Source organism: Pseudomonas sp. GW821-FHT02B10, from assembly GCF_059421865.1.
The window spans coordinates 22341-47925 of sequence record NZ_JBWKVU010000002.1 but is presented as its reverse complement, the minus strand read 5'-3'; the positions used below and the strand labels follow the sequence as shown (position 1 = coordinate 47925).

The 25585-nt window shown below is 62.5% G+C and carries 24 protein-coding genes; 14 read left to right on the top strand and 10 right to left on the bottom strand.

Annotation, left to right across the window (positions count from 1 at the left end; translation table 11 throughout):
* Positions 1 to 31 precede the first annotated feature (31 nt).
* Genes znuB through zur form a run of 3 tightly spaced genes read right to left on the bottom strand, consistent with a single transcriptional unit; the run spans position 32 to position 2080 of the window.
* Positions 32 to 820: a zinc ABC transporter permease subunit ZnuB gene (gene znuB, locus AC07VU_RS03995; protein WP_007924303.1), complete on the bottom strand. Its 789-nt coding sequence runs from the start codon at positions 818 to 820 to the stop codon at positions 32 to 34.
* Positions 813 to 1598 (bottom strand): zinc ABC transporter ATP-binding protein ZnuC, encoded by a 786-nt coding sequence (gene znuC, locus AC07VU_RS03990; RefSeq protein ID WP_274305148.1) that lies wholly within the window; start codon positions 1596 to 1598, stop codon positions 813 to 815. The genes znuB and znuC overlap by 8 nt, the downstream gene beginning before the upstream one ends.
* Entirely contained in the window at positions 1598 to 2080 is a 483-nt protein-coding gene (zur, locus tag AC07VU_RS03985) for a zinc uptake transcriptional repressor Zur (protein ID WP_007924301.1), read from the bottom strand. Before zur ends, znuC begins: the two co-directional genes overlap by 1 nt.
* 57 nt (positions 2081 to 2137) lie before the next feature.
* Between zur and AC07VU_RS03980 the strand changes: the two genes are divergently transcribed.
* Positions 2138 to 3067 (top strand): zinc ABC transporter substrate-binding protein, encoded by a 930-nt coding sequence (locus AC07VU_RS03980; protein WP_274305149.1) that lies wholly within the window; start codon positions 2138 to 2140, stop codon positions 3065 to 3067.
* Between the two features lie 73 nt (positions 3068 to 3140).
* On the opposite strand, the gene AC07VU_RS03975 is transcribed toward AC07VU_RS03980, so the two are convergent.
* Both AC07VU_RS03975 and AC07VU_RS03970 read right to left on the bottom strand, forming a co-directional pair.
* The gene (locus AC07VU_RS03975; RefSeq protein ID WP_274305150.1) at positions 3141 to 4091 is read right to left on the bottom strand and encodes a homoserine kinase; all 951 of its coding nucleotides are present in this window, start codon (positions 4089 to 4091) and stop codon (positions 3141 to 3143) included.
* 62 nt (positions 4092 to 4153) lie between these two features.
* A complete protein-coding gene (locus AC07VU_RS03970; protein WP_007924295.1) occupies positions 4154 to 4441 on the bottom strand; it encodes a DUF2782 domain-containing protein in 288 nt (95 codons plus the stop codon).
* A gap of 74 nt (positions 4442 to 4515) precedes the next feature.
* Here AC07VU_RS03970 and polA point away from each other — a divergent pair, with 74 nt between their 5' ends.
* Positions 4516 to 7314, top strand: a complete 2799-nt coding sequence (polA, locus tag AC07VU_RS03965; protein WP_274305151.1) for a DNA polymerase I — start codon at positions 4516 to 4518, stop codon at positions 7312 to 7314.
* Positions 7315 to 7737: 423 nt separating this feature from the next.
* Here polA and yihA read toward each other — a convergent pair whose 3' ends face one another.
* Positions 7738 to 8379 (bottom strand): ribosome biogenesis GTP-binding protein YihA/YsxC, encoded by a 642-nt coding sequence (gene yihA, locus AC07VU_RS03960; RefSeq protein WP_053263255.1) that lies wholly within the window; start codon positions 8377 to 8379, stop codon positions 7738 to 7740.
* A 191-nt stretch (positions 8380 to 8570) separates the two neighbouring features.
* Between yihA and AC07VU_RS03955 the strand changes: the two genes are divergently transcribed.
* The 7 genes from AC07VU_RS03955 to AC07VU_RS03925 all read left to right on the top strand — a co-directional run bounded on the left by AC07VU_RS03955 (position 8571) and on the right by AC07VU_RS03925 (position 15950).
* The gene (locus AC07VU_RS03955; RefSeq protein WP_009041528.1) at positions 8571 to 8861 is read left to right on the top strand and encodes a c-type cytochrome; all 291 of its coding nucleotides are present in this window, start codon (positions 8571 to 8573) and stop codon (positions 8859 to 8861) included.
* 45 nt (positions 8862 to 8906) lie between these two features.
* Complete coding sequence (locus AC07VU_RS03950) at positions 8907 to 9512, top strand: c-type cytochrome (RefSeq protein WP_009041529.1); 606 nt, start codon at positions 8907 to 8909, stop codon at positions 9510 to 9512.
* A 195-nt stretch (positions 9513 to 9707) separates the two neighbouring features.
* Positions 9708 to 10337, top strand: coding sequence for a thiol:disulfide interchange protein DsbA/DsbL (locus AC07VU_RS03945; protein ID WP_007924291.1), 630 nt, complete (start codon positions 9708 to 9710; stop codon positions 10335 to 10337).
* A gap of 13 nt (positions 10338 to 10350) precedes the next feature.
* Positions 10351 to 11229: an endonuclease/exonuclease/phosphatase family protein gene (locus AC07VU_RS03940; protein WP_007924290.1), complete on the top strand. Its 879-nt coding sequence runs from the start codon at positions 10351 to 10353 to the stop codon at positions 11227 to 11229.
* On the top strand, positions 11226 to 13370 hold the full coding sequence (locus AC07VU_RS03935; RefSeq protein ID WP_457275337.1) for a GGDEF domain-containing protein: 2145 nt from the start codon (positions 11226 to 11228) through the stop codon (positions 13368 to 13370). Before AC07VU_RS03940 ends, AC07VU_RS03935 begins: the two co-directional genes overlap by 4 nt.
* A 105-nt stretch (positions 13371 to 13475) precedes the next feature.
* Positions 13476 to 14258, top strand: a complete 783-nt coding sequence (locus AC07VU_RS03930; protein ID WP_495029543.1) for an N-acetylmuramoyl-L-alanine amidase — start codon at positions 13476 to 13478, stop codon at positions 14256 to 14258.
* Between the two features lie 69 nt (positions 14259 to 14327).
* Positions 14328 to 15950, top strand: coding sequence for an EAL domain-containing protein (locus AC07VU_RS03925; RefSeq protein ID WP_457275338.1), 1623 nt, complete (start codon positions 14328 to 14330; stop codon positions 15948 to 15950).
* Between the two features lie 3 nt (positions 15951 to 15953).
* Here the strand turns inward: AC07VU_RS03925 and AC07VU_RS03920 are convergent, their stop codons facing one another.
* Together AC07VU_RS03920 and algB are read right to left on the bottom strand one after the other, a co-directional pair.
* Positions 15954 to 17741: a KinB sensor domain-containing domain gene (locus tag AC07VU_RS03920; RefSeq protein ID WP_150053032.1), complete on the bottom strand. Its 1788-nt coding sequence runs from the start codon at positions 17739 to 17741 to the stop codon at positions 15954 to 15956.
* A 10-nt stretch (positions 17742 to 17751) separates the two neighbouring features.
* Positions 17752 to 19098, bottom strand: a complete 1347-nt coding sequence (algB, locus tag AC07VU_RS03915) for a sigma-54-dependent response regulator transcription factor AlgB (protein WP_007924280.1) — start codon at positions 19096 to 19098, stop codon at positions 17752 to 17754.
* A 449-nt stretch (positions 19099 to 19547) separates the two neighbouring features.
* Between algB and AC07VU_RS03910 the strand changes: the two genes are divergently transcribed.
* The 5 genes from AC07VU_RS03910 (at position 19548) to AC07VU_RS03890 (ending at position 23937) form a co-directional block, all read left to right on the top strand.
* A complete protein-coding gene (locus AC07VU_RS03910; RefSeq protein ID WP_277589936.1) occupies positions 19548 to 19835 on the top strand; it encodes a hypothetical protein in 288 nt (95 codons plus the stop codon).
* Positions 19836 to 19906: 71 nt separating this feature from the next.
* Positions 19907 to 20071, top strand: coding sequence for a DUF1328 domain-containing protein (locus tag AC07VU_RS03905; RefSeq protein WP_003177151.1), 165 nt, complete (start codon positions 19907 to 19909; stop codon positions 20069 to 20071).
* A 2-nt stretch (positions 20072 to 20073) separates the two neighbouring features.
* Positions 20074 to 20538, top strand: a complete 465-nt coding sequence (locus tag AC07VU_RS03900) for an inhibitor of vertebrate lysozyme family protein (RefSeq protein WP_495029542.1) — start codon at positions 20074 to 20076, stop codon at positions 20536 to 20538.
* 738 nt (positions 20539 to 21276) lie between these two features.
* Positions 21277 to 22608 (top strand): glutamate/aspartate:proton symporter GltP, encoded by a 1332-nt coding sequence (gltP, locus tag AC07VU_RS03895; protein ID WP_007924276.1) that lies wholly within the window; start codon positions 21277 to 21279, stop codon positions 22606 to 22608.
* Between the two features lie 99 nt (positions 22609 to 22707).
* Positions 22708 to 23937 carry a nucleoside recognition domain-containing protein gene (locus tag AC07VU_RS03890; protein WP_053263260.1) on the top strand — a complete coding sequence of 410 codons (1230 nt, stop codon included), beginning with the start codon at positions 22708 to 22710 and terminating at the stop codon, positions 23935 to 23937.
* Between the two features lie 79 nt (positions 23938 to 24016).
* Here AC07VU_RS03890 and AC07VU_RS03885 read toward each other — a convergent pair whose 3' ends face one another.
* Together AC07VU_RS03885 and AC07VU_RS03880 are read right to left on the bottom strand one after the other, a co-directional pair.
* A complete protein-coding gene (locus tag AC07VU_RS03885; protein ID WP_062824096.1) occupies positions 24017 to 24649 on the bottom strand; it encodes an ABC-type transport auxiliary lipoprotein family protein in 633 nt (210 codons plus the stop codon).
* Entirely contained in the window at positions 24646 to 25584 is a 939-nt protein-coding gene (locus tag AC07VU_RS03880) for an MlaD family protein (RefSeq protein ID WP_495029541.1), read from the bottom strand. Before AC07VU_RS03880 ends, AC07VU_RS03885 begins: the two co-directional genes overlap by 4 nt.
* Position 25585 lies beyond the last annotated feature (1 nt).

Sequence of the window (25585 nt, the reverse complement as noted above, 5' to 3'; positions counted from 1 at the left end):
GACTCTCTAATTGCGCAAAAAGCGAGCAAGTCTACACCCCTCGACGGGGCAGGACAAAACTCAGCAGAAACAATGCGGCCGCCGTGACCACGATCGACGGCCCTGCGGGGGTGTCCTTGAACCACGACAACGCCAGCCCACCACAGACCGCGAGTATGCCCAGCAGGCTCGCGCCCAGCGCCATCTGCTCCGGGGAACGGGCGTGACGTTGGGCCGCAGCCGCCGGGATGATCAGCAGCGAAGTGATCAGCAAGACCCCGACGATCTTCATCGCCACCGCGATCACCACCGCGATCAACAGCATCAGTGCCAGGCGCAGCGACGCCACCGGCAAGCCTTCGACCCTGGCCAGCTCCTCGTGCACGGTGATCGCCAGCAACGGCCGCCACAGGGCTACCAATAGCAGCAGGACCGCGGCGCTGCCGCCAAGAATCCACGCCAGGTCGCCGGGGCTGATCGCCAGCAGGTCGCCGAACAGATAGGCCATCAGGTCGATCCGCACGTCATGCATGAAGCTTAGTACCACCAGCCCGAGGGAGAGGGTGCTGGGGGCGAGAATCCCCAGCAACGTATCGGAAGCCAGCGGCTGGCGCTGTTGCAGGGTGACCAGCAGCACCGCCAGCAACAGGCAGCCGACGGTCACCGCCACTGCCGGGCTGACATCCAGCAGAAAGCCCAGGGCCACGCCGAGCAAAGCGGCATGGGACAGGGTGTCGCCGAAATAGGCCATGCGCCGCCAGACCACGAACGATCCGAGGGGACCTGCCACCAGCGCCAGCGCCAGGCCTGCGAGCAGGGCGTACAACAGAAAATCAGCCATGCTTGCAGCTATCTCCGTGAACATGAACGTGGCTGGCCGCGGCCCCGGTGACCACCGAACCGTGCAGGTCGTGGGCGTGGTCGTGATGGTGGTGATAGATCGCCAGGCTTGGCGCATTCTGGCCGAACAGCTCGACGAAGGCCGGGTCGCCGCTGACCTGTTCCGGGTGGCCGGAGCAGCACACGTGGCGATTGAGGCAGACCACCTGGTCGGTGGTGCTCATCACCAGGTGCAGGTCGTGGGAGACCATCAGCACGCCGCAACCGTGGCGGTCGCGCAAGCGGGTGATCAGGCTGTACAGCTCGGCCTGGCCGGCGACGTCCACGCCTTGTACCGGCTCGTCCAGTACCAGCAATTCCGGCTCGCGCAGCAGGGCACGGGCCAGCAGTACACGCTGCATCTCGCCGCCGGAAATGCTCTGCACCGGGCTGTCGATCACCTGTTCGGCGCCGACTTCGTTCAGTGCAGCCAGGGCTGTCGCGCGGTCCACGCCCGGCACCAGGCGCAGGAAGCGCAGCACCGACAGCGGTAATGTCGGGTCGACGTGCAGCTTCTGCGGCATATAGCCGACCCGCAGCTTCGGCTTGCGCCAGACGCTGCCGCTGTCTGGCTTGAGCAGGCCGAGCACGGCGCGCACCAGGGTGGTCTTACCGGCGCCGTTGGGGCCGATCAGCGTGACGATCTGCCCAGGCTCGACACTGAGCTGGATGTTGTCCAGCACGGTCTGCCCGGCAAAGGTCACCGCGACCTGGTCGAGGCGAATCAAGGCATTGCTCATCAAGCCCCCTGGCAACCCGAGCAGAGGCCGACCACTTCGACGGTCTGGCCTTCGACGACGAAGCCGACATCGCGCGCGCTGCTGATGATCGCGTCGCTGATGGATTTCTGTTCAAGCTCGATGGCGGCGTGGCAGACGCGGCAGATCAGGAACTGGCCCTGGTGCGCGTGTTCCGGGTGATTGCAGCCGACGAAGGCGTTGAGCGAGGCGATGCGGTGCACCAAGCCGTTTTCCAGGAGGAAATCCAGGGCGCGGTACACGGTTGGCGGCGCGGCGCGGCGACCGTCCTGTTCGCTGAGCACGGCGAGGATGTCGTAGGCACCCAGCGGCTTGTGGCTTTGCCAGACCAGTTCCAGCACCCGCCGACGCAGGGCGGTCAGGCGCAGGCCTTGGCGGGCGCACAGGGCATCGGCCTCGGACAGTGCGCTGTGTACGCAGTGAGAGTGGTCGTGGGGGCGACTGGCAAGGGGGGTTTTAGGCATGAGCGGCGACGATAATGGTGAGAGACGTTATTATGTTACCCGTTCTTGCCTCTTCGAGTGGTCATCGTGTCTCGACTTTTTGCCCTTTTTGTCGCTTTTACCGCCAGTTTGTTCGTGATCAGCTCGGCCCAGGCCGAAGTCCGGGTCCTGACCAGCATCAAACCCCTGCAATTGATCGCCGCCGCCGTCCAGGACGGCATCGCCGTGCCCGAGGTCCTGCTGCCGCCGGGCGCATCGCCGCACAACTATGCGCTGCGTCCTTCCGATGTGCGCAAGGTGCAGTCGGTGGAGTTGCTGTACTGGATCGGCCCGGACATGGAGAGCTTCCTGCCGCGGGTCCTCAAGGGCCGCACGCTGCCAGCGCTGGCGGTGCAGGACCTGCCAGGTCTGAAACTCCGTCATTTCGCCGAAGATAACCACTCGCATGCTGAAGAAGCCGACGAACATGACCACGATCATCGTCCAGGCAGCCTCGATGCGCACCTGTGGCTGTCGCCGGTCAACGCGCGGGTCATCGCCGACCGCATGGCGGCCGACCTGAGCGCCGCGGACCCGGCCAACGCCGCGCGTTACCAGAGCAACGCCAAGGCCTTCGACCAGCGCCTGGATGCCCTGGATGCCCGTTTGAAAGCCCGCCTGGCGCCAATCGTCGGCAAGCCTTATTTCGTCTTCCATGAAGCCTTCGATTACTTCGAAGACGCTTATGGGCTCAAGCATGCGGGCGTGTTCAGCGTGGCGGCCGAAGTGCAGCCGGGCGCGCAGCACGTAGCGGCAATGCGCGCGCGCTTGCAGCAGGTCGGCAAGACCTGTGTGTTCAGCGAGCCGCCATTGCGCCCGCGCCTGGCCGAAACCCTGGTGGCGGGTTTGCCGGTGAAGCTGGCGGAACTCGATGCGCTGGGCGGCTACACCCCGGCCACGGCGCGGGGTTATGAGCAGGTGCTGGAGAAGCTGGGCAACGATCTGGCGGGTTGCCTGGAGTCGTTGTAAAGACGGCTGACGCTATCGCGGGCAAGCCTCGCTCCTACAAGAGAACGTAGGGGCGGGCTTGCCCGCGATGCTTTCAGATGGCGAACGGCAATGGCGTGCTGACCTGCTGGCGCTGGGCCAGGCGCAGTTGGAACTCCATCGGGTCGTGAATCAGCACGTCCTGTCCGGCGAAGGACTCGGCGGCGATCAGGCGTGACAGCCAGAAGCGCACGCAGGCCACCCGCAACAGGGTTGGCCACAGCTCGGCCTCGGCGGTGGTGAACGGGCGCAGGGCCGCGTAGGCGCCCAGCAGGGCCCGGGCGCGCGAGCCGTCGAGCAGGCCGTCGGCGTCGGAACACCAGTCGTTCAGGGCAATCGCCACGTCATACAGCATCGGCCCGGAGCAGGCGTTGTAGAAGTCGATCAGCCCGGTCAGGTGCGTGCCTTCGAACATCGCGTTGTCGCGGAACAGGTCGGCGTGGATGTTGGCCCGAGGCAGCGCGAGGATCTTCACCTTCTGCTCGTCGATTTCATCCAGGGCCCGCTGCAGCAAGTCCCGCGCCTGCGGGTCGAGATGGGACAGCATCTGCGAGCCTTCTTCCTGCATCCAGTCCAGGCCACGATCGGTCTTGCGCTTGATCATGTTGTCCTTGGTCGCCAGGTGCAGGTGAGCCAGCAGCTCGCCGACCTGCGCGCAATGCTGGGCATTGGCTTCCTTGATGTGCTTGCCGGCCAGGCGCGGCTGTAGCAGCGCCGGCTTGCCGGCCAGCTCGCGCAGGGCCACGCCGTCGGTGGTGCGCAGGGCGTAAGGCACCGGTAGGTCGGCGTCGTGCAGCACGTCCAGCAGTTCGATGAAGAACGGCATTTCCTGGACCGGGCCACGCTCGACCAGGGTCAGGACGAACTCGCCCTGTTCCAGGCTGATGAAGAAGTTGGTGTTTTCGCTACCAGCGGCAATCCCCTGGAAGTCAAGCAGGCGGCCGAGCCCGTAAGGGGCGAGAAAGGTTTCCAGCTCGGGCCGAGCCAGGGGAGTAAACACAGACATGGTTAAAAACTGCCAGTACGGGCGCCGCTGTCGAGCCAGCGCCGGTTGAAGTTAGGAGTGGTTTACCACTCGAAAATTTTCCACGCCGGAATCAGCATATCCGGCTGGTCAGAACGAATGAAATTGCCATCGGAGCCGTCGGCGCGCACCAGAAAGTAGGGTTTGCCGACCTTCGGTGTGACCTTGATGGCGTACAGGAAACCGTTCTGGCGGTACTCCTGGATGGTCTTGTCGCCTTCCGTGCGAATGGTTACTTCCGGATCCGCCGATGGCGCATCCTCCGCCGCAATCACGGCCATCGGCGCGATTGCAATCAGGCTGGCCAGCAGCAAGCGATTTAGTGTGCGCATGATAACCTTGTCCCTTTGTCGTCAACGGTCCCGCTATTCTAGCGCCGGACCCGCCGAAAAGGTTGATCCTGCTCATGAGCCAAGCCCCCCTCGTCCTGGTGGACGGTTCGTCCTACCTGTACCGCGCCTTCCACGCGCTGCCCCCGCTGACCACTTCCAAAGGCATGCCGACCGGTGCGGTCAAGGGCGTGCTGAACATGCTCAAGAGTCTGCGCAAGCAGTACCCGGACAGCCCGTTCGCCGTGGTGTTCGACGCCAAGGGCGGGACCTTCCGCGATGATATGTACGCCGCCTACAAGGCCAATCGCCCGAGCATGCCCGACGACATGCGGGTGCAGATCGAACCGCTGCACGCCAGCGTGATCGCCCTGGGCTTTCCGCTGCTGTGCGTCGAGGGCGTCGAGGCGGACGACGTGATCGGCACCCTGGCCCGCAGCAGCGCGGCGGCCGACCGGCCGGTGGTGATCTCCACCGGCGACAAGGACATGGCGCAACTGGTGGACGGGCACATTACGCTGGTTAACACCATGTCCGGTAGCAGCATGGACGTGGAGGGCGTGAAGGAGAAATTCGGCGTCGCTCCCGAGCAGATCATCGATTACCTGGCGCTGATGGGCGACTCCTCCGACAACATCCCGGGTGTGCCGGGCATCGGCCCGAAGACTGCTTCCGGCCTGCTGGTGGGGGTCAACGGTGGCCTGAACGAGCTGTATGCCCAGCTCGATATCGTCCCGAGCCTGCCGATTCGCGGGGCCAAGACCCTGCCGGCCAAGCTCGAGGAGCACAAGGAGATGGCTTTCCTCTCCTATCAGCTGGCGACGATCAAGGTCGATGTGCCGCTGGATATCGGCCTGGACGACCTGCACCTGGGCGAACCGGACCGCGACAAACTGGTCGAGCTGTACAGCCTGCTGGAGTTCAAGAGCTGGCTCGACGAGCTGCAGCGCGATGCCAAGCGTCTGGAACTGAGTGTCGCCGCCTCTGAGCCGATGGCCGACTTGTTGACTCAGGTCGAGATCGAAGTGCCGGTGGTTGTCGAAGCTCAGTACGAAACCATCCTCGATCAGGCGCGTTTCGATGTCTGGCTGGAAAAGCTGAAGAACGCCAAGCTGTTCGCCTTCGATACCGAAACCACCGGTATCGATGCCCAGCAGGCGCAGCTCGTGGGGTTGTCCTTCGCCGTGCAGGCCAACGAAGCGGCTTATATTCCGCTGACCCACTCTTATATCGGCGCGCCGGAGCAGCTGGATCGCGACACCGTCCTGCGGGCCCTGAAGCCGATTCTCGAAGACCCGAACAAACTCAAGGTCGGCCAGCACGCCAAGTTCGACATGAATATCCTGGCCAACTGCGCCATCGGCGGCGATCAGGCCAACGGCATCACGGTGCGTGGTGTCGCCTTCGACACCATGCTCGAGTCCTACGTGCTCAACTCCACCGCCACCCGGCATGACATGGACAGCCTGGCGGAGAAATACCTGGGCCACACCACCGTGAGTTTCCAGGACATCGCCGGCAAGGGCGCCAAGCAGCTGACCTTCGACCAGATTGCTCTTGAGCAGGCCGGACCTTATGCGGCGGAGGACGCCGATGTGACCCTGCGTCTGCATCAGGTCTTGCATGAAAAACTGGCCGCGATTCCGAGCCTGGCCAGCGTGCTCAGCGATATCGAAATGCCCGTGGTGCCGGTACTGGCACGGATCGAGCGCCAGGGTGCCTTGGTGGACGCCGACCTGCTGGGCGTGCAGAGCATCGAACTGGGCGACAAGATGGTGGCGCTGGAGCGTGAAGCCTTCGAGATCGCTGGCGAAGAATTCAACCTGGGTTCGCCCAAACAACTGGGAGTCATCCTCTACGACAAGCTCGGCCTGCCGGTGCTGAAGAAGACTGCCAAAGGCCAGCCGTCCACCGCTGAAGAAGTGCTGGCCAAGCTGGCCGAGGATGACTACCCACTGCCCAAGGTGCTGATGCAGTATCGCTCCATGAGCAAGCTCAAGAGCACCTACACCGACCGCCTGCCGGAGCAGATCAACCCGCGTACCGGGCGAATCCACACCTCCTATCACCAGGCAGTCGCGTCTACCGGGCGTTTGTCTTCCAGCGATCCGAACCTGCAGAACATCCCGGTGCGTACCGCCGAAGGCCGGCGCATCCGCCAGGCCTTCATCGCGCCGCCTGGCTACAAGCTGCTGGCGGCGGACTATTCGCAGATCGAACTGCGGATCATGGCGCACCTGTCCCGCGACGAAGGGCTGCTGAATGCCTTCCGCAACAACCTCGACGTGCACGCGGCCACCGCGGCCGAAGTGTTCAAGGTCGAGCTCAAGGACGTCAGTTCCGATCAGCGCCGCAGTGCCAAGGCGATCAACTTCGGCCTGATCTATGGCATGGGCGCGCAGAAGCTCGGCAAGGACATCGGCGTCGATACCAAGACTGCCAAGGCCTATATCGACACCTACTTCGCCCGCTACCCCGGCGTGCGCGAATACATGGACCGCACCCGCGCCCAGGCCGCGGAACAGGGTTATGTGGAAACCCTGTTCGGCCGCCGCCTGTACTTGCCGGAGATCAACTCCAACAAGCCGCAGGAACGCGCCGGTGCCGAACGTACGGCGATCAACGCACCGATGCAGGGCACGGCGGCCGACATCATCAAGAAGGCCATGGTGGCGGTAGACAACTGGCTGACGGCCTCAGGCCTGGATGCCAAGGTCATCCTGCAAGTGCACGACGAACTGGTGCTGGAAGTGCGCGAAGACCTGGTGGACAAGGTGAGCGAGGAGATTCGCGGCTACATGAGCAATGCCGCGATCCTGGATGTGCCGCTGCTGGTCGAAGTCGGGGTGGGCAGTAACTGGGATGAGGCGCACTGAGGCGAGAAGGCAGTACTTTGGCCGCGGCATAGTGCCGCGGCGAAGGCTAGCGAAGAGCTATTAGTGCGGAAAATTTCATCGACTATTGCCAATAGTTTTTGAAACCTCCCGGAACTTAATCAGTGAAAGCCCACTCAGAGTAACTGAATGGCTGGTGAAGCCCTTCGATGCTCCTATGTTGTGTTAAGTGTTGGCAGATATCTGGACCCCGCCCTAGCGGTCCGGAACTTGGACCCCGAACTTCCCCTCCCCATACGAAGTCCGGGGTTTTTTTTGCCCCAAAACTGCCTGTGGCGCGATCATGCTGCGTTAAAAACTGGCGGGAAATGCTCATTTAGGTCCCTAAAGTCGAATGCGACTCCAGCCGTTTCCGCCAGTTTTTGCCTTGCCTGATCACACCACAGGCAGTTTTGCGTATGTCTTTCAGGTCTCGGTTTCGGCGCCTTTGTCCGCCAGTTCCATCCAGCCCGCCAGTACAGTGTAGGCCTCTTCCAGGCCCATGCGTTTTGGTGCCGAAAACAGCTGGATGGTGACGTTGTCGCCCCAGCCCTTACGGATTTGCGACTGCACCTTGAGCAGGGTGTTCTTGGCCGCGCCGTAGGTCAGTTTGTCGGCCTTGGTCAGCAGGATGTGCATCGGCATGCCGCTGGCGACGGCCCAGTCGAGCATCAGCAGGTCGAAGTCGGTCATCGGATGGCGGATGTCCATCATCAGAATCAACCCTTTCAGACTCTCGCGGCTGCCCAGGTAGGCTTCCAGGTGACGCTGCCAGTGTTGCTTGAGCGGGATCGGCACTTTCGCGTAACCGTAACCCGGCAGGTCGACCAGACGGCGATCGTCGTCTAGCTTGAAGAAGTTCAACAGCTGCGTACGGCCCGGAGTTTTCGAGGTGCGTGCCAGGCTGGCATGGGTCAGGGTATTCAGGGCGCTGGATTTGCCAGCGTTGGAACGCCCGGCGAAGGCCACTTCGAAGCCTTCGTCGTCGGGGCATTGATCGACTTTGGCGGCGCTGAGCATGAAAGTGGACTGTTGGCACAGACCAAGAATGGGATTTTTGAGTTGCATGGGATTTCCGATAGGGGCGGTGCCGAGAATGGACGCGGCGAGCGGTGTCGTTTCCGTTTCAGTAGCGCCAGTATATAATGCCGCAGATTTTGTGTGCGCTTTGTCCCAGCGTAGGATGAAGTTCACGAGAGCGATAGACCTTGATTGCGCATTAGAACGCAGCACGCTCTCAACCCTGAAAAGGTCGTTTTATGACGAAATGGCTGCTGGCTGCCGGCGTCCTGATACCGCTTTACAGCGCTCAGGCTACACAGGATCCGGAAGCTGTGTACAACCGTGTTTGTGGGGCTTGTCATTCCGGCCAACTACCAACGGCTCCCCGCAAGGGGGACCAGGGAGCTTGGGCGCCGAGGCTGGCGCAAGGTATGGAGACGCTGGTGCAACACGTGACCCAGGGTTTCAAGGCGATGCCGCCGCGTGGTTTGTGCATGGACTGCAGTGCCGAGGATTACCGAGCCATCATCCTTTGGATGAGCGAGTGATCCCGGTCCATAACTCTTAACCCTTAGCCGTAGTTGGATTAGCTGATGAACAAATTACTCGTGAGTCTGCTGTTGACCTTGGGCATCACAGGTGTCGCCCATGCTGCAGGCGACGCTGCTGCCGGTCAGGCGAAAGCCGCTGTATGTGGTGCTTGCCATGGTCCGGATGGGAACAGCATGGCGCCTAACTTTCCAAAGCTGGCGGGTCAGGGTGAGCGTTACCTGAACAAGCAGTTGCACGACATCAAGTCCGGCAAGCGCCAGGTGTTGGAAATGACCGGCCTGCTGACCAACCTGAGCGACCAGGACCTGGCCGACCTCTCCGCCTACTTCGCCAGCCAGAAAGGCAGCGTCGGCGCGGCAGACCCGAAAGTCGTGGCTCGCGGTGAAGAGTTGTTCCGTGGCGGCAAGCTGGATCAAGGCATGCCTTCCTGCACCGGTTGCCACTCGCCAAATGGCACGGGTAACGCCGCTGCCGGCTTCCCGCACCTGGGTGGCCAGCATGCTCAGTACGTAGCCAAGCAGTTGACCGACTTCCGCGAAGGCAACCGCACCAACGACGGCGACACCATGATCATGCGCAGCATCGCCGCCAAGCTGAGCAACAAGGACATCGAAGCGGTATCCAGCTATATCCAGGGCCTGCACTGAGGCCGGCGATCATGTTGCGAAAGGGTCTATCTTGCGCAACGTTAATGATCGATTAATCTGTCGATGAAAGCATAAAGGGTGGCTCAGGCCGCCCTTTTTTATGGCGTCTGCCGCTACACTAGCGAACTCAAGCCCTGCCATGACCTGTCTGCGAACAGGCCGCGCGAGGCGACCTTACTTGTTCAGGAGTAAAGCATGCGTAATCTGATTCTCAGCGCCGCTCTCGTCACCGCCAGCCTGTTTGGCATGACTGCTCAAGCCGCCGAGCCCCTTGAAGCCGGTAAACAATATGTAGAGCTGAGCAGCGCCGTTCCGGTTGCGGTGCCTGGCAAGATCGAAGTGGTCGAGCTGTTCTGGTATGGCTGCCCACACTGCTACGCCTTCGAGCCGACCATCAACCCATGGGCTGAAAAACTGCCGGCCGACGTCAACTTCGTGCGCATCCCTGCCATGTTCGGCGGTATCTGGAACGTTCACGGTCAACTGTTCATCACCCTGGAAGCCATGGGTGTCGAGCACAAGGTCCACAAAGCGGTATTCGAAGCCATCCATGGCGGCAAGAAACTCGCCACTCCTGAAGAGATGGCCGAGTTCCTGGCCGGCGAAGGCGTCGACAAGGACAAATTCCTGAGCACCTACAATTCGTTCGCCGTCAAAGGCAAGGTCGAGGACGCGAAGAAGAAGGCCCAGGCCTATCAGATCTCTGGCGTACCGACCATGGTCGTCAACGGCAAGTACCGCTTCGACCTGGGCACCGCCGGTGGTCCTGAAGGTGCCCTGAGCGTCGCCGACCAGCTGATCGCCAAAGAGCGGGCGGCCAAGTAAGCGAGCTCCTGCCATGCGACGTTGGGGTACGGAACGTATCGTTGGCCTGCATGATCCGCGGGTCAACGAGCACCATGTGGCGTCCTCCGGCCTGCCGGCAGACAGCCGTCTGCGGCTACTCAGTTTCAATATCCAGGTCGGTATCAGTACCGAACGTTATCGGCATTACCTGACCCGTGGCTGGCAGCACCTGCTGCCGCACAACGGGCGCGCCGACAACCTGCAAAAGATCGGCGATCTGCTGGGCGACTTCGATCTGGTCGCCCTGCAGGAAGCCGATGGCGGCAGCCTGCGTTCGGGCTACGTCAACCAGGTCGAGCACCTGGCCCAACTCGGCGCCTTCCCCTACTGGTACCAACAGCTCAATCGCAACCTTGGCCGCCTGGCCCAGCACAGCAATGGCGTGCTCAGCCGCCTGCGTCCCTGGGCGATCGAAGATCATCCGCTGCCCGGCCCCAAGGGGCGTGGTGCGATCCTCGTGCGCTTCGGCGATGGTCCCGAGGCGTTGGTGGTGGTGATGATGCACCTGGCCCTGGGCGCCCGTACGCGTACCCGGCAACTGGCCTATATCCGCGAGATGATCGGCGGCTACAAGCATCAGGTGCTGATGGGCGACATGAATACCCACGCCAGCGATCTGCTGGAACATTCGCCGTTGCGCGATCTCGGTCTGCTGGCGCCGCAACTGGAAGCGACTTTCCCCAGCTGGCGCCCACAACGCTGTCTTGATCATATTTTGCTCAGCCCCAGCCTGACGCTGGAGCGGGTCGAAGTCCTGGCCCAACCGATTTCCGATCACCTGCCGGTCGCGGTAGAGATTCGTCTGCCGGGTTCGCTCACGGCCGATGCATTGCCCGCGCTGAGTCCTGCCCCTCGCGGAACCCATGAATGAGCGACGACGCCCAGCGCTGGAAAGAGAAGTACCTCAAAAGTATCGAACAACAGGAAAAACTCGAGCGACGCTGGAATGCCCGCCTCGACCTGCTTCGCCGTGGCCTGGTGCGCAGCACGCTGGCGGCCGAAGGTACTGATCGCGCTGTCGATCAGTGCATGAAGGAAATGCGCGAGGTGGTACGCACCGACGATATGGACGCGGCCTTGGCGGCCCTGTTGCCGCGCCTGGAAAAAGCCGTGCTGGACTCCGAGCAGCGCCGCGAGACCCGCATCGAGCAAATGAGCACGGCCCTGACCTCGCTGGTCAGCCAGTTGCAGAAGCTGCCGTTGCCTCGCGAGGTGAGTCGTCCGCTGAAAAACTTCGCCAAGCAACTGGATGGTCGCGTCGGCCAAGCCCGGGAAATTCCACTGTTGCTGGGTGAACTGAGCGGCCTGCAAGGCAAGGCGCTGAGCCAGCTGGAGAACCCCGCGGAGCTGCCCCGCCCAGGGTTGCTGCAGCGTCTGTTTGGTGGTCGTGACGCTGACGACGCGCCTGCCCTGTCCACGGCCGAAATGCCTGCGGTGGTGGCGAGCCCGGTTGCGGTACAGCCACTGGCAACGGCTGAAAGCGCTGCGGTTGAAACGCCCCCGCCTCGTGTCGAAGTCGCGCCCGCACGGCCGTCCGAAGCCCCTGCGCCTGTGGTCGAGGAGCTCGCTGCTGTCAGCCAGCCGCCCGAGCCACAACCGCAAGCACTGCCCGAGGTAACCACGGCTGCCCAGGTCGAAGCCTTTGTACCGCCGGTGCTGGAGTCGGAGAAAACCATCGCCGTCGAGCCGGCCCCGCCGCTGCTGGATTCACAGGAATCGCCGTCGCCAGCCGCGGCTGAATCCATTGAAGTGCCGCCGGCCGTGCAGCCTTCGACTGTCGAAGCTGCGGTTGCTCTTTCCAACCCGGACGAATTGATCGTTGCCGCACTCGCCGAGACAGCCCCGGCGCCTGTGCTGCTCGATCGCTTGCCGTTGCCGGCGGCCATGGCCGAGGCGCTGGCGGCGATCGACCCGCAGCAGGCCGAGCAGGATGTGCTGTATGCCCTGCCCGACACGCCTGAACCCTCCTACAGTTCGGTGGCCAAGCACATCGAACATACCCTGCTCGGCCTTCTGGATGACCTGAGCTTGCCAGAACGTCATCGGCCGCAAGCCGAGTCCATGCGCGATCGCTTGCAACATGGGTTGAACTGGTACGAATTGCTGCCGATCCTCGACGATCTGGCGGTATTGATGCTGGCGATCACCGACAGCGGCCAGCATGAGTTCGAGGCGTATCTCAAGCGACTCAACGAGCGCCTGGAATCCTTCCAGAGCAACCTGCAGGCCGCCAGCGAGGGCCATGCCGACAGCAGTTCGGCGGCGCGGGAGATGGACACGCAGATTCGCGAGCAGGTCGATGGCCTGCAAAGCAGCGTTCAGGAAGCGGCGGATCTGGACGACCTCAAGCAGGTGCTGGAAAGCCACCTGGAAGGCCTGCTTGGCACCATGGACCATCACCAGAAGCAGCGTGACGAACGCGAAAAGGAAGTGGCTGCGCGCCTGCAAAGCCTGGCCGAGCGGGTGTCGAGCATGGAGCAGGAAGCCCAGGGCTACCGCGAGCACCTGGAAGAACAGCGGCAGAAAGCGCTGATCGATCCCCTCACCGGCCTGCCCAATCGGGCGGCCTGGAGCGAGCGTCTGGAGCATGAAGTGGCGCAGTGGCAGCAGCACGGCAACACCTTGTTGCTGGCGATGCTCGACCTCGACCACTTCAAGCGCATCAACGACAACTACGGTCACCTAGCCGGCGACAAGGTGCTGAAGATCATCGCCGGCGTGCTGCGCAAGCGCCTGCGCGGCAACGATTTCATCGCCCGTTTCGGCGGTGAAGAGTTCGTCCTGCTGATACCCGATACCACCTGGCCGGTCGGGGCGCGCCTGGCGGAAACCTTGCGGGCGGCCATCGAAGCCTGTCCGTTTCACTTCAAGGGCGAGCGGGTGACCATCACCATGTCCATCGGCATGAGTGCCTTCAAGCCGGGAGAACGCAGCGACCTGGTGCTCAAGAGAGCCGATCAGGCGCTCTATCGGGCCAAGGAGGCGGGGCGCAACCGGGTGGAACTGGGCTGACGCATAATTTGTTCCATTTTGTATAAACCGGTGTTTTCGCCGGTTTTCCGCAAAGGCAGTACGTTACACTGTTGCATTATTTTCTCCAGCGTACTGCCTTCCGCCATGAAAGTTCTTGTCCTCGCTTTGTCCCTTCTATTGCTGGCCGGTTGCGCCAGCGGTCCGCGTTTCGATACCAGCCATCCTTCGGTCAACTTCGATGAGCGAGTGCAGTTCGTGGTGGTGCATTACACCTCGGCCTCGATGGAGCGCTCCCTGCAACTGCTGACCCATGGCCAGGTCAGCAGCCACTACCTGATCGGCGACAATAAGGCGGCGACCATCTACAAACTGGTGGACGAGCAATACCGCGCCTGGCACGCCGGCGAGAGCCAGTGGCAAGGCCGTACCTGGCTGAACTCCAGTTCCATCGGGATCGAGATCGTCAACCCGGGCTTTCGCGACCTGCCCACCGGGCGTGTCTGGTATCCCTACAGCGAAGCGCAGGTCCAGAGCCTGATCGTGCTGCTCAAGGACATCAGCAAGCGCAACAACATCGCGCCACAGCACATCATTGGCCACAGTGATATCGCTCCCCTGCGCAAGCTCGACCCGGGTCCGCTGTTCCCCTGGAAGCGTCTGGCCGAAGCCGGGTTGGGCCGGTGGCCGAACGCCCAGGCGGTGGCGCGCCAGCAGGCATTCTTTGCCGCGCAGTTGCCGAGCATCGCCTGGTTCCAGCAAGGCCTGGCGCGCCTGGGTTATGAGACGCCGCAGACTGGCGAACTGGATGTGGCGACCCGTCACGTGCTGGCCGCGTTCCAGATGCATTACCGGCCGTCGCGTTTCGACGGCCAGCCGGATGCAGAAAGCGCTGCGATCCTGCAGGTGCTCAACCAGACAAAATACTGACGCCCGCCCGACGGTCAGGGTTTTTTCTCAATCAGTAGCTATAACTCATTGGTAACCCTCGGATATCCAATGATGCTGGCCGCTCGCGAACCCCTACGCAGTTGGTTCTATCGCCCCTGGCTGTTGGCGATGTGTGCGGCTGTGTTGAGTGCGGCCCTGCTGCTGGCGGCGAGCCTGGGCATTGCGATGCACGAGGCGCAACTGCGCGAAAGCGAGCAGATGAATGCCCAGGGCCAGCGTTTTCTCGAACGCCTGGAGCAACTGTTCGGTCAGTTGCGTGAAGGCCTGGACGTACTCGAGGCGCAGCCCCTGCGCGAATGCAGCCCCGAGATGGTCGTGACCCTGCAGCAGATCAGCTTCAGTTACCGCTTCATTTATGAAGCGGCCTATATCGATGCCGCCCAGGCCTGCACCAACTGGCCGCTTCAGGACAACCTGGCCGTGATGCGACCGCCGGATATCCGCGGCCCGACCTACAGCTACTGGCTGAACACTTCTACCGAACCCAATGAAAACCGCGCGGCGCTGATGCTCGGGCGCGGTAACTTTCGCGTGGCGACGTCTCGCGGGCACCTGACCGACATGGTCGACCTGCCCGCCAACAGCAGCCTGATGGTGGTTCTCGACCATGGCTCGCGGGCCATCCCGGTGCTGGGGCCGGCGCTGGGCTGGCCGCCGACCGAACCGTGGCCGCCCATGGGACGCAACCCGTTGCTGGTGACCCAGGACCAATTGATCTACCGGATGCCCACCAGCAATCCGGAGTATCAGATGGTGCTCGTCACCCCCCGCAGCAACATGCGGCGAGAAATCTTCGAGGGGTGGTGGTGGCTGCTGCCCAGCAGCCTGGTGCTGGCGGTCTTTATCGGCGGCCTGGCCTTTCAACTGGCCGGGCAGCGCCAATCCCTGGGTGCCGAATTGCAGGGGGCGCTGCGCCGCGGCGAGCTGCAGGTGCTGTATCAACCTATCTTCGATCTGCGAACGCGCCAGTGCGTCGGCGCCGAGGCCCTGCTGCGCTGGCGTCGTCCGGACGGCACCCTGACCAGCCCGGACCTGTTCATTCCCATGGCGGAGAACACCGGGCAGATCCGCCCGATCACTGATTTTGTCCTGCAACGCCTGCTCGAACAGTTGGGGCATTTGTTGCGGGCCAACCCGCAGTTGTATATCTCGGTCAACCTGGCGGCCTGCGATGTCATGGTGCCGCGGATCGGCAAAGTGATGGCGCGCCTGTTGGCGCTGCATCGGGTGGCGGCGCGGCAGATCGCTTTCGAAGTCACCGAGCGCGGGCTGATCGATGTGGTGGTCGCTCGGCATAACCTGCAAGCCTTGCGGGATGTTGGCCATCAGGTGCTGATTGACGACTTCGGCACGGGTTATTGCAGCCTGGCATACCTGCAGACCCTGCCGGTGGATTACCTGAAGATCGACAAGGCGTTCATTGATGCCCTGGGGCATGACGCCGCCAGCAGCGGCGTCGCCCCGCACATCATTCGCATGGCCCATGCCCTGCAGCTCAAGGTGATTGCCGAGGGCATCGAGTTCGAGGATCAGGCGTTGCTGCTGAGCAGCGAGGGCGTGCGTTTTGGCCAGGGCTGGCTGTTCGCCCATGCGCTGAGCGCGGTGCAGTTCATCGACCTGATTTCCCGCGGGCGCCGCCTGGGGCCGCGGCGCCTGGATGACGGGGCCTAGCCCCTAGAGGGGCAAGGCCAGATAGAACTGGGTTCCCTGCCCGGGCCGTGAATAGACGCCCATGCGCCCGCCGTGCAGTTGCACGATTTCCTTGCACAGCGCCAGGCCCAGGCCGGCCCCGCCTTTCTTGCGTCCGACCTGGACGAAGGGTTCGAAAATCCGCCCCTGTTGCCCGTAGGCGATGCCTTCGCCGTTGTCTTCGACGCTGATGATGACCCGCTCGCCATGCCTACGGGCCTGCAAGCGGATCAAGCCACCCTTGGCGGTATGCCGCAGGGCATTGTCGATCAGGTTGTCCAGCACCCGCTCCAGTTGCATGCGGTCAGCGTGCAGCCGCGGCAACGGCGCCTGGAGCTCCACCCGCAGCTCGATGCCCTGCGCCGTGGCTGCGCCGATGAAGCGGTTGCGCGCCTGCTCCAGCAGCTCTTCCAGGGTGCAAGGCGCCAGGGTGAGTTTCTGCAGGCCGTTTTGATAACGCGAGAAGTTCAGCAGGTCGTTGATCAGTTGCATCAGGCGCTGCATTTCTTCGTTGACGGTGTTCAGCAGGTCGGCTTCGCGGGACTCTTCTGGGAAGCGCAGGCGTTCCTGCAACAGGCCGAACGCCATGTGCATGCCGGTGACCGGGGTGCGCAATTCATGGGAGGCACGCAATACGAACTCGCTGCGCACACGCTCGAAGGCTCGCTGCTCGGTGACGTCGTGCAGCACCATCACCGCGCCGAGGATATGCCCCTGGGGATGGCTGACCGGGGTCAGGCTGTAGGTCAGCAGGCGCGATTCGCCATCGACCTCGACGCTGAGGTCTTCCGGCGCCCGTTCCAGGGTGCCGCCGCGCAATACCAGTTGCAGTTGCTCGTCCAGTTCCGGTCGCTGCAGGGCACTGCCCAGCCCTTGTCCGAGGCGTTCCTCGTCCCAGCCCAGCTGACGTTGGGCTACCGGGTTGAGGTGTTCCAGGTGGCCCTGGCGGTCGATCATCAGCAAACCGTCGTCGATGCTGTCGAGCACCGATTGCAGGCGCTGCTGGCCGGCGAGCAGTTCGTCGACATTGGTGGCCTGATGCTCGCGCAGGGCTTGGGCCATGATCCCGAAGCGCCGGGTCAGCAAGTTCATCTCGGCAGCCGCAGACAGGGGCAGGGTCACGTCGAAGTTGCCCTGGCCGATATTGTCGGCGGCCTTGGCCAGCGCTTCGATGGGGCCGCCAAAGCGCCGGGCGATGCCGTGGGCGGTGATGAAGCCGATGATCAGCACGGCCAGCCCGACCAGGCCAAGCAGGCCGGCGATCAGCAAGGCGCGATTGCGGGCCTGGTGTTCGATGTCATTGATGTTGTCCAGGGCCTGCTTGTGTTCGCCGATCAAGCCATTGCGCAGGGTATTGAAGCGGTGGGTCAGTTCGGTATTGCCATTGACCCCTGCCGAGCTCCCGTCGGCGCGCTCGAAGGCTTCGAAGAAACGCTGGTAGTCGTCGCGTGCCTGGGTGAAGCCGTTATGCACATTGTTTTGCCGTTCATGCTCGATGCCCTGCTCGAGCAGGGCCAGGTATTCCTGCCTGGAGTCGTCCAGCGCCGTCCGGTCAGGGTTGTGGTTGAGCATGATGAGCAGTTGGTCGCCCAGGGTCTGTCGCAGCTTGAGCCCCAGGTCCAGGGTAATGAAGTTGTCGCGGATCAGCGCTTCCTGGGTCTTGGCCATCTGCATCACGCTGACCAGCCCGAGCAGCAGGCCGAGCAGCGCCACGGTGATCAGCGCCGAGATGCTCAGAAACAGTCTCGTGCGCAGTTTCATCGCTAACTTCATGAGGGGCGGCTCACAGGTTGTACTGTTTGCGTTTGCGGTACAGCGTCGAGGCATCGATGCCGAGCGTCTTGGCGGCCTGGTCGAGGGTATCGCTGGTGGCCAGCACGGCGCCGATATGGGCTTTCTCCAGCTCGTCCAGGCTCAAGGCAGCGCCGATGCGCGGGGTGTTGTTGGTCGGTTGCTCGGCCATGCCCAGGTGGCTGATCTCCACCTTTTCCTGGGGACAGATGATGCTGGCGCGTTCCACCACGTTGCGCAGCTCGCGGATATTGCCCGGCCAGCGGTAATTGAGCAGCGCTTCGCGTGCCTCGTCGCTGAAGCCGCGGGCGGGACGGGCGTATTCCTTGACGAAACGCGCCAGGAAACGGTCGGCCAGGGTCAGGATGTCTTCGCTGCGTTCGCGCAGCGGCGGCAGGTGCAGGGTGATCACGTTCAGGCGGTACAGCAGGTCTTCACGGAAGCGTCCGTCGCGCACCATGTCCTCGAGGTTGAGGTTGGTCGCGGCGAGGATACGCACGTCGGCGCGGCGGGTCACCGGGTCGCCGACCCGCTCGTATTCCTTGTCCTGGATGAACCGCAGCAACTTGGGTTGCAGGGTCAGCGGGAAGTCGCCGATCTCGTCGAGGAACAGCGTGCCGCCGTCAGCCTGGTTGACCCGGCCAAGGGTGCTTTCGCTGGCGCCGGTAAAGGCCCCGCGGCTGTGACCGAACAGCTCGCTCTCCATCAGTTCGGCGTTCAGCGACGGGCAGTTGATGGTGACGCAGGATTTCCTGGCGCGCTTGCTCCAGCCATGAATGGCCCGGGCCAGCTCGCCCTTGCCGGTGCCGGACTCGCCGAGGATCAGGATGTTGGCGTCGGTGCCGGCGACCTGGCGGGCGGTTTCCAGCACCACTTTCATCGCCGGACTGTGCGAGTCCAGGCCGTCCTTGGGTTTGCGTACTTCGCCTTCGAGGGCCTCCAGGCGTGCCGAGAGCTGGCGGACTTCCAGCTGCTTGGCGGTCGCCAGGCGCAGTTGATCGGGGCTGCAGGGCTTGACCAGATAGTCGGCGGCGCCGGCCTGGATGGCGTCCACCGCGGTGTCGACGGCCGAATGGGCGGTGACGATGACCACCCGCATCCAGGGGGCCTGGATGCGCATCTGGGCCAGTACGTCCAGGCCGTTGTCCTCGCCCAGGCGCAGGTCGAGGAAACACAGGTCGAACACCTGGCGTTGCAGCAAGGCATCGGCCTGAGCGGCGCTATTGGCCGTGGCGACGGTGTAGCCCTCGTCTTCCAGGCAGTAACGGAAGGTACGAAGGATCGCGGACTCATCATCTACCAGAAGAATGCGGCCTTGATTTTCCGGTGCTGATTCCATGTCCGAGGCTCCTGAAGTGAGTGATCTTATTTAGTCCCGGAAAAATCGGGCAAGTTGCATGGTTAATTCTGATCGATTTCCAGGCGTGCAGATTAGTTATCTCCGGGGGCTATTACTAATCGATTGAAAACAATAGGTTTTTTACTGATTTCAGGTCTTGCCCGCAGTCCTTTCCCGATTTCGCCACTGTACTCCATGCATTTTCAGCTGCGCTTTTTTCCTCAAGTACCGGGCCGATCGTGCAATTCGCACGGTATCCAGGGCGGCATCGTGCAGGATGGCGTATTGAAAACCTCCCGATTTGATTACAAGCCATTGTTTTTATTTGGTTTTTTCTAAAAATGAAAGCTGGCATGCAGGCTGCAACAACCTGATCAGGCTCGGTTGAACAAGCCGCAGGCACAGCAACAAGCGTTGAGAACAATGACCCCCATGGGAGGAGCTTCCGGATGAAACGCCAACGTCTCGCCCCATTGTCTGTTTCGTCCCTGCATCTGCAGCAGGGATTGTTCGCCAGCCTGGCATTGCTGGTGACTTTGATTGGCGGTCAGCAGTTTTCACGTTGGGAGCAAGGCCAGCAGCAAGAAGCTGTGAGGTTGCCGGTTTCTCATCCCACTCAAACCCACTTCAGTGCAGTCAGCACTCGGTTTGCCGATTCCGCCCCGATGCTTCTGATGGATGTCGACCAGGCTCAGCCTGCTACCGACACGGCTTATCAGGAGCGCTGGGTGTTCTAGGCAGGACAGTCGGTGCGCAACGGCGGGCCGGCTAGGCAGTACCTCTAAATAGAAGCGTAAGGAGAATGACCATGTTGAGCTGGGCAATCACATTCCTGATCATTGCCATCATCGCTGCGGTACTGGGCTTTGGTGGTATCGCGGGCACCGCCACGGGTATCGCCAAGATTCTCTTTGTCGTTTTCCTGGTGATGTTCATCGCTTCCTTCTTCTTTGGCCGTCGTGGTCGAGGTTGAACATGAGCGTTTCTTTGAAAACATTGGCCGCCGTCCTGTTGCTGGGCGGCGCGGCCACGGCGATGGCGGCCAACGACGGTCAGACCCGGGTCAACGAGTTGTTGAACAGTGACCCGCAATACCGTGAAACCTGGCAGGAAGTCGTCGAAAAGGAAGAGCGCCTGCCGGAATGGGTGATGAACCTGTCCGGTGACGCGCAGCAGATGAATGCGGTGGAAGAAGACGGTGACAAGTACCTGGTCGGTCCGCTTTGCGAAACCCGCGATACCTGTCGCAACCAGCGCCTGATCGTGGCGTTCAGTTTCGACAAGAAAGACGCCTACGCCATGTTGGTCGAAGTGCCGGCGGGCCTGCCCGCTGACAAGTCGCCGACCCGCCATGCCGAATACCGCTTTCTCGGCAAGCCGGACGCTGGCATGCAGGGCTTGCTCAAGGAACAGCTGAAAAAGGACCCGAACTGGTACTGAGTTGGCTGTTCGAAGGTTCGACCATGGAAAGCAGGCGCCCACCCGGGCCTTGCTTTCTGTTGCACCGCCCTGAGGAGGGGCCACGCATGACCAGGGGGCCGGGACGTTCTGATCGAAACCGGATCGGAGTGACCTAGGGGTACAGGGAGTGCCTCCGCGAGGGCCGGGTCAGGAAAAACTGCGGCGCAAGTTCGCCAAGCGCTCAGGCTTGACGACTTGCGTCGTGTTTGAATGCCACAAACCTTTGTGGCAGAGCGGTGGCCTGCTTTTTCAGGCGGGGGGCGCGGCAACCATTCCCATATGTGTGGCCTAACCGTTTCACGGTGTTTCCTTGCGACCGTACATCGAGAAACTTTTGGCTTTTTCCAGATGAGATTTCTGGTTCTAACGTAAGAACTTTCCCTTCTTTCGAAGGTCATTTCGAACCCACTCAAAAACGCTGAATGCCGCCTGAAATGGCCGTTTCACGGCAGATGGTCAGGCCGAAATGTCGCATTCGAACCGGTTGGGACGCCCGTTTCGTTTAGAAAAACTCATGCCGATTCGGCATAGGGTAGGCGTTTACGGCATTAGACGCGCCCCCCTTGCGTCGGAATAGTTGCGCCTTTTTTCGCCTGCAGAGAGCCGTAAATGCTCGCTCGGGGCGACCTTATACGGGGGCCGATGCACAGACTTTTCCGCCATTGAGCGTTCCAGTTCGCGCATTAGCCCGAGTCCAACTGAAGTAAGGGTAATGATATGAAGAAGGCAAAACTAAGCCTCGCCTGGCAGATCCTCATCGGTCTGGTGCTGGGGATTGCAATTGGTGCGCTGCTCAACCATTTCAGTGCCGAAAAAGCCTGGTGGATCAGCAACGTCCTGCAACCTGCGGGCGATATCTTTATCCGCTTGATCAAGATGATCGTGATCCCGATCGTGATCTCCTCGCTGATCGTCGGTATCGCCGGCGTGGGCGACGCGAAGAAACTCGGGCGTATTGGCCTGAAGACCATCATCTACTTCGAAATCGTCACCACCATCGCGATCCTGGTCGGCCTGGTGCTGGCCAACGTGTTCCACCCGGGCGCCGGCATCGACATGAGCACCCTGGGTACCGTGGATATTTCCAAGTACCAGGCGACCGCCGCCGAGGTACAGCATGAACACGCGTTCATCGAAACCATCCTCAACCTGATCCCATCGAACATCTTCGCGGCCATGGCTCGCGGCGAGATGCTGCCGATCATCTTCTTCTCGGTGCTGTTCGGCCTCGGTCTGTCGAGCCTGCAGGCCGACCTGCGCGAGCCGCTGGTGAAGATGTTCCAGGGCGTCTCGGAAAGCATGTTCAAAGTCACCCACATGATCATGAACTACGCGCCGATCGGCGTATTCGCCCTGATCGCGGTGACCGTGGCCAACTTCGGTTTCGCCTCCCTGCTGCCGCTGGCCAAGCTGGTGATCCTGGTTTATGTGGCCATCGCCTTCTTCGCCTTCGTGGTCCTGGGCCTGATCGCTCGCCTGTTCGGCTTCTCGGTGATCAAGCTGATGCGCATCTTCAAGGATGAGCTGGTGCTGGCCTACTCCACCGCCAGTTCGGAAACCGTGCTGCCGCGAGTGATCGAGAAGATGGAAGCCTACGGTGCACCGAAAGCCATCTGCAGCTTCGTGGTACCGACCGGTTACTCGTTCAACCTCGACGGTTCGACCCTGTACCAGAGCATCGCGGCGATTTTCATTGCCCAGCTGTACGGCATCGACCTGTCGATCAGCCAGCAACTGCTGCTGGTCCTGACCCTGATGGTCACCTCCAAAGGCATCGCCGGCGTACCGGGCGTGTCCTTCGTGGTGCTGCTGGCGACCCTGGGCAGCGTGGGCATTCCGCTGGAAGGCCTGGCCTTCATCGCCGGTGTCGACCGCATCATGGACATGGCCCGTACCGCGCTGAACGTGATCGGCAACGCCCTGGCGGTCCTGGTCATCGCGCGTTGGGAAGGCATGTACGACGACGCCAAGGGCCAGCGCTACTGGAATTCCCTGCCGCACTGGCGCAGCAAGGAGCCGCTACCGGCCGGTGAAGTCACCAAAGGCTGACAGCTGTAGCCGTCATCATCGACAAACCCCGGTCAATCCGGGGTTTGTCGTTTCTGTCCGCACCGCTATCATTCGCCGCATCTTCTGGGGGAATAACTGATGCTCAATGGCCTGTGGCTTGGCTTCTTCATCGTGGCGGCCGTTTCAGCGCTGGCGCAGTGGCTGGTCGGCGGTAACGCCGGGATCTTCGCGGCGATGGTGGAAAGCATCTTCGCCATGGCCAAGCTGTCGGTGGAAGTGATGGTGCTGCTGTTCGGCACCCTGACCTTGTGGCTGGGCTTTTTGCGGATCGCCGAAAAGGCCGGGATCGTCGACTGGCTGGCCAAGGCCCTGGGCCCGCTGTTCACCCGCCTGATGCCGGAAGTGCCGCCCGGGCACCCGGCCATCGGCCTGATCACCCTGAACTTCGCGGCCAATGGCCTGGGGCTGGACAACGCCGCCACGCCGATCGGCCTCAAGGCCATGCGCGCCTTGCAGGACCTCAACCCCAACGCGACCACGGCGAGCAACGCGCAGATCCTGTTCCTGGTGCTGAACGCCTCGTCCCTGACCCTGCTGCCAGTGACCATCTTCATGTACCGCGCCCAGCAAGGCGCCGCCGACCCGACCCTGGTGTTCCTGCCGATCCTGCTGGCCACCAGCGCCTCGACCCTGGTCGGCCTGCTGTCGGTCGCGGTGATGCAGCGCTTGCGCCTGTGGGACCCAGTGGTGCTGGCCTACCTGATTCCCGGCGCCCTGGCCCTGGGCGGCTTCATGGCCTTGCTCGCCACGCTGTCGGCCACCGCGCTGGCGTCGCTGTCGTCGATCCTGGGCAACCTGACCCTGTTCGGCCTGATCATGTTGTTCCTGGTGATTGGCGCGCTGCGCAAGGTCAAGGTCTACGAGGCCTTCGTCGAGGGCGCCAAGGAAGGTTTCGACGTCGCCAAGAACCTGCTGCCGTATCTGGTGGCCATGCTCTGCGCGGTGGGCGTGCTGCGCGCTTCCGGCGCCCTGGACTTCGGCCTGGACGGCATCCGGTATCTGGTGGAATGGGCTGGCTGGGACACACGCTTCGTCGATGCCCTGCCGACGGCCCTGGTCAAGCCCTTCTCCGGCAGCGCCGCGCGGGCCATGTTGATCGAAACCATGCAGACCCAGGGCGTGGACAGTTTCCCGGCGTTGGCCGCGGCGACGATCCAGGGCAGTACCGAGACCACTTTCTATGTGCTGGCGGTGTACTTCGGCTCGGTCGGTATCCAGCGGGCGCGCCATGCCGTCGGCTGCGCCTTGCTGGCCGAGCTGGCCGGCGTGGTGGCGGCGATTGCGGTGTGCTACTGGTTCTTCGGTTAAGGCTCGGAACGACTCGCGGGCAAGCCTCGCGCCTACCAGGACCATCCTGTAGGCGCGAGGCTTGCCCGCGATGAGGCCATCAGCGCCTGACCAGCTGGCTGCCCTGCTTCACCGTCCACTCCACCACCTGCCGGTTCAAGGCGTCCCCGGCCTGGCCAAACCCGGCGACCACCGCCGGCACCTTGGTATCGTTCAGCGGCTGGCGCACTTCGAAGCGCTGGCTGGCCAGGATCTTCTGGTCGTAGCCGCGCACCAGGCGCGCATCCAGGCGGATCACCACCGCCACTGCCTTGCCCTGGTATTCGCTCTGGAATGCCTGCAGGTTGCCGCCCAGTTCGAGATCGGTCTGCACATCGCTGTCGTCGGTGCCCAGCAACTGCACCCGGCCATCGGCGAGGAATCCGTCCAGCAGCCGATTGCGCAGCAGCACCGGCGCCGGATCGCTCCAGCGCGCGTCCTTGTAGCTGCTGATCACATCGCCTTGGGGGATCACAGCGATTCTCGCGCTGTTCAAGGCGTCGCTCGCCAGGGGTTTGGTCAGGCGCAGGGACCAGGGCTGCGCGTGGCCCTGAGGCCGGGCTGTGGCGCTCTGGGCCGTGGGCAGGCGATAGATATCCACCGGGTCGGCCTGGGGCAGGATCGAGCAGGCGCCGCTCAAGGCGAATCCGGCGGCCAGGGCCAGCCGGCCGAATGGGCGATAGGCACGCTTCATGGCGTGAACTCCTTGTTCTTGTCACTGCCCAGCAGGTAGCCGCTGGGGTTGGCTTCCAGGCGACGCGAAATGGCCCGCAGCGAGCTCAGGGTATCGCGCAGCTCGCGCACGGCCGGCGCCAGGCCATTGAGGCCCTGGATGCCGCTGTTCAGCGAGTCCTGGTTGTCGGTCAGCAGTTTGTTGATGGTGGCGCTGCTCTGTTCCAGCGATTGCATGGCCAGCTCGGCGCTGCCGAACATCTGCTTGCCCTGCTCGTTGAGCAGGCCGTTGGCGTTGCGCATCAGTGCGGTGGTCTGTTCCAGGGTGGCGCTGGCCTGCTTGCCGATGGACGCCAGTTGCTGCATGGCCACGCGCACGTCGCCGCGCTGTTCGGCGATGGCTCCGGTGGTCTGTTCCAGGTGTTCGAGGGTGTTGCCGATGCGCTCGACGTTCTCTGGCGAGAACATGCTGTTGGCGTTGTGCAGCAGCAGGTTGACGCTGGTCATCAGGTCTTCGCTGTTGTTCAGCAGGCGGGCGATCGGCGATGGCGAAGCGACGATCACCGGCAGTTTGCCGTCCTTGCCCAGAAGCGGCTGGCTTTGTGGAGTACCGCCGCTGAGCTGGATGATCGAGGTCCCGGTGATGCCGGTCAGGGTCAGCTTGGCCTGGGTATCTTCCTTGATCGGGGTTTCGCCGCTCAGGCGGATCCGCGCCAGGACCCGGCGCGGGTCGTTCGGGTCCAGGCGCAGGCTGACCACATCGCCGACCTTGATCCCGCTGTACTGCACGGCGCTGCCTTTGGACAGGCCGCTGACGGCCTCGTTGAAGATGATCTCGTAGTCCTTGAACTCCGTGTCGACGCTGGACTTGGCCAGCCACAGGCCGAACAGCAGGGCGCCGACCACCACAATCACGGTGAACAGGCCGATCAGTACATGATGGGCTCGGGTTTCCATG

Excerpts from the sequence above, each read along its gene's own strand:
- znuB (WP_007924303.1), bottom strand. The coding sequence starts at position 820 with ATGGCTGATTTTCTGTTGTACGCCCTGCTCGCAGGCCTGGCGCTGGCG.
- znuC (WP_274305148.1), bottom strand. The coding sequence starts at position 1,598 with ATGAGCAATGCCTTGATTCGCCTCGACCAGGTCGCGGTGACCTTTGCC.
- zur (WP_007924301.1), bottom strand. The coding sequence starts at position 2,080 with ATGCCTAAAACCCCCCTTGCCAGTCGCCCCCACGACCACTCTCACTGC.
- AC07VU_RS03975 (WP_274305150.1), bottom strand. The coding sequence starts at position 4,091 with ATGTCTGTGTTTACTCCCCTGGCTCGGCCCGAGCTGGAAACCTTTCTC.
- AC07VU_RS03970 (WP_007924295.1), bottom strand. The coding sequence starts at position 4,441 with ATGCGCACACTAAATCGCTTGCTGCTGGCCAGCCTGATTGCAATCGCG.
- polA (WP_274305151.1), top strand. The coding sequence starts at position 4,516 with ATGAGCCAAGCCCCCCTCGTCCTGGTGGACGGTTCGTCCTACCTGTAC.
- yihA (WP_053263255.1), bottom strand. The coding sequence starts at position 8,379 with ATGCAACTCAAAAATCCCATTCTTGGTCTGTGCCAACAGTCCACTTTC.
- AC07VU_RS03955 (WP_009041528.1), top strand. The coding sequence starts at position 8,571 with ATGACGAAATGGCTGCTGGCTGCCGGCGTCCTGATACCGCTTTACAGC.
- AC07VU_RS03950 (WP_009041529.1), top strand. The coding sequence starts at position 8,907 with ATGAACAAATTACTCGTGAGTCTGCTGTTGACCTTGGGCATCACAGGT.
- AC07VU_RS03945 (WP_007924291.1), top strand. The coding sequence starts at position 9,708 with ATGCGTAATCTGATTCTCAGCGCCGCTCTCGTCACCGCCAGCCTGTTT.
- AC07VU_RS03940 (WP_007924290.1), top strand. The coding sequence starts at position 10,351 with ATGCGACGTTGGGGTACGGAACGTATCGTTGGCCTGCATGATCCGCGG.
- AC07VU_RS03935 (WP_457275337.1), top strand. The coding sequence starts at position 11,226 with ATGAGCGACGACGCCCAGCGCTGGAAAGAGAAGTACCTCAAAAGTATC.
- AC07VU_RS03930 (WP_495029543.1), top strand. The coding sequence starts at position 13,476 with ATGAAAGTTCTTGTCCTCGCTTTGTCCCTTCTATTGCTGGCCGGTTGC.
- AC07VU_RS03925 (WP_457275338.1), top strand. The coding sequence starts at position 14,328 with ATGATGCTGGCCGCTCGCGAACCCCTACGCAGTTGGTTCTATCGCCCC.
- AC07VU_RS03920 (WP_150053032.1), bottom strand. The coding sequence starts at position 17,741 with ATGAAGTTAGCGATGAAACTGCGCACGAGACTGTTTCTGAGCATCTCG.
- algB (WP_007924280.1), bottom strand. The coding sequence starts at position 19,098 with ATGGAATCAGCACCGGAAAATCAAGGCCGCATTCTTCTGGTAGATGAT.
- AC07VU_RS03910 (WP_277589936.1), top strand. The coding sequence starts at position 19,548 with ATGAAACGCCAACGTCTCGCCCCATTGTCTGTTTCGTCCCTGCATCTG.
- AC07VU_RS03905 (WP_003177151.1), top strand. The coding sequence starts at position 19,907 with ATGTTGAGCTGGGCAATCACATTCCTGATCATTGCCATCATCGCTGCG.
- AC07VU_RS03900 (WP_495029542.1), top strand. The coding sequence starts at position 20,074 with ATGAGCGTTTCTTTGAAAACATTGGCCGCCGTCCTGTTGCTGGGCGGC.
- gltP (WP_007924276.1), top strand. The coding sequence starts at position 21,277 with ATGAAGAAGGCAAAACTAAGCCTCGCCTGGCAGATCCTCATCGGTCTG.
- AC07VU_RS03890 (WP_053263260.1), top strand. The coding sequence starts at position 22,708 with ATGCTCAATGGCCTGTGGCTTGGCTTCTTCATCGTGGCGGCCGTTTCA.
- AC07VU_RS03885 (WP_062824096.1), bottom strand. The coding sequence starts at position 24,649 with ATGAAGCGTGCCTATCGCCCATTCGGCCGGCTGGCCCTGGCCGCCGGA.
- AC07VU_RS03880 (WP_495029541.1), bottom strand. The coding sequence starts at position 25,584 with ATGGAAACCCGAGCCCATCATGTACTGATCGGCCTGTTCACCGTGATT.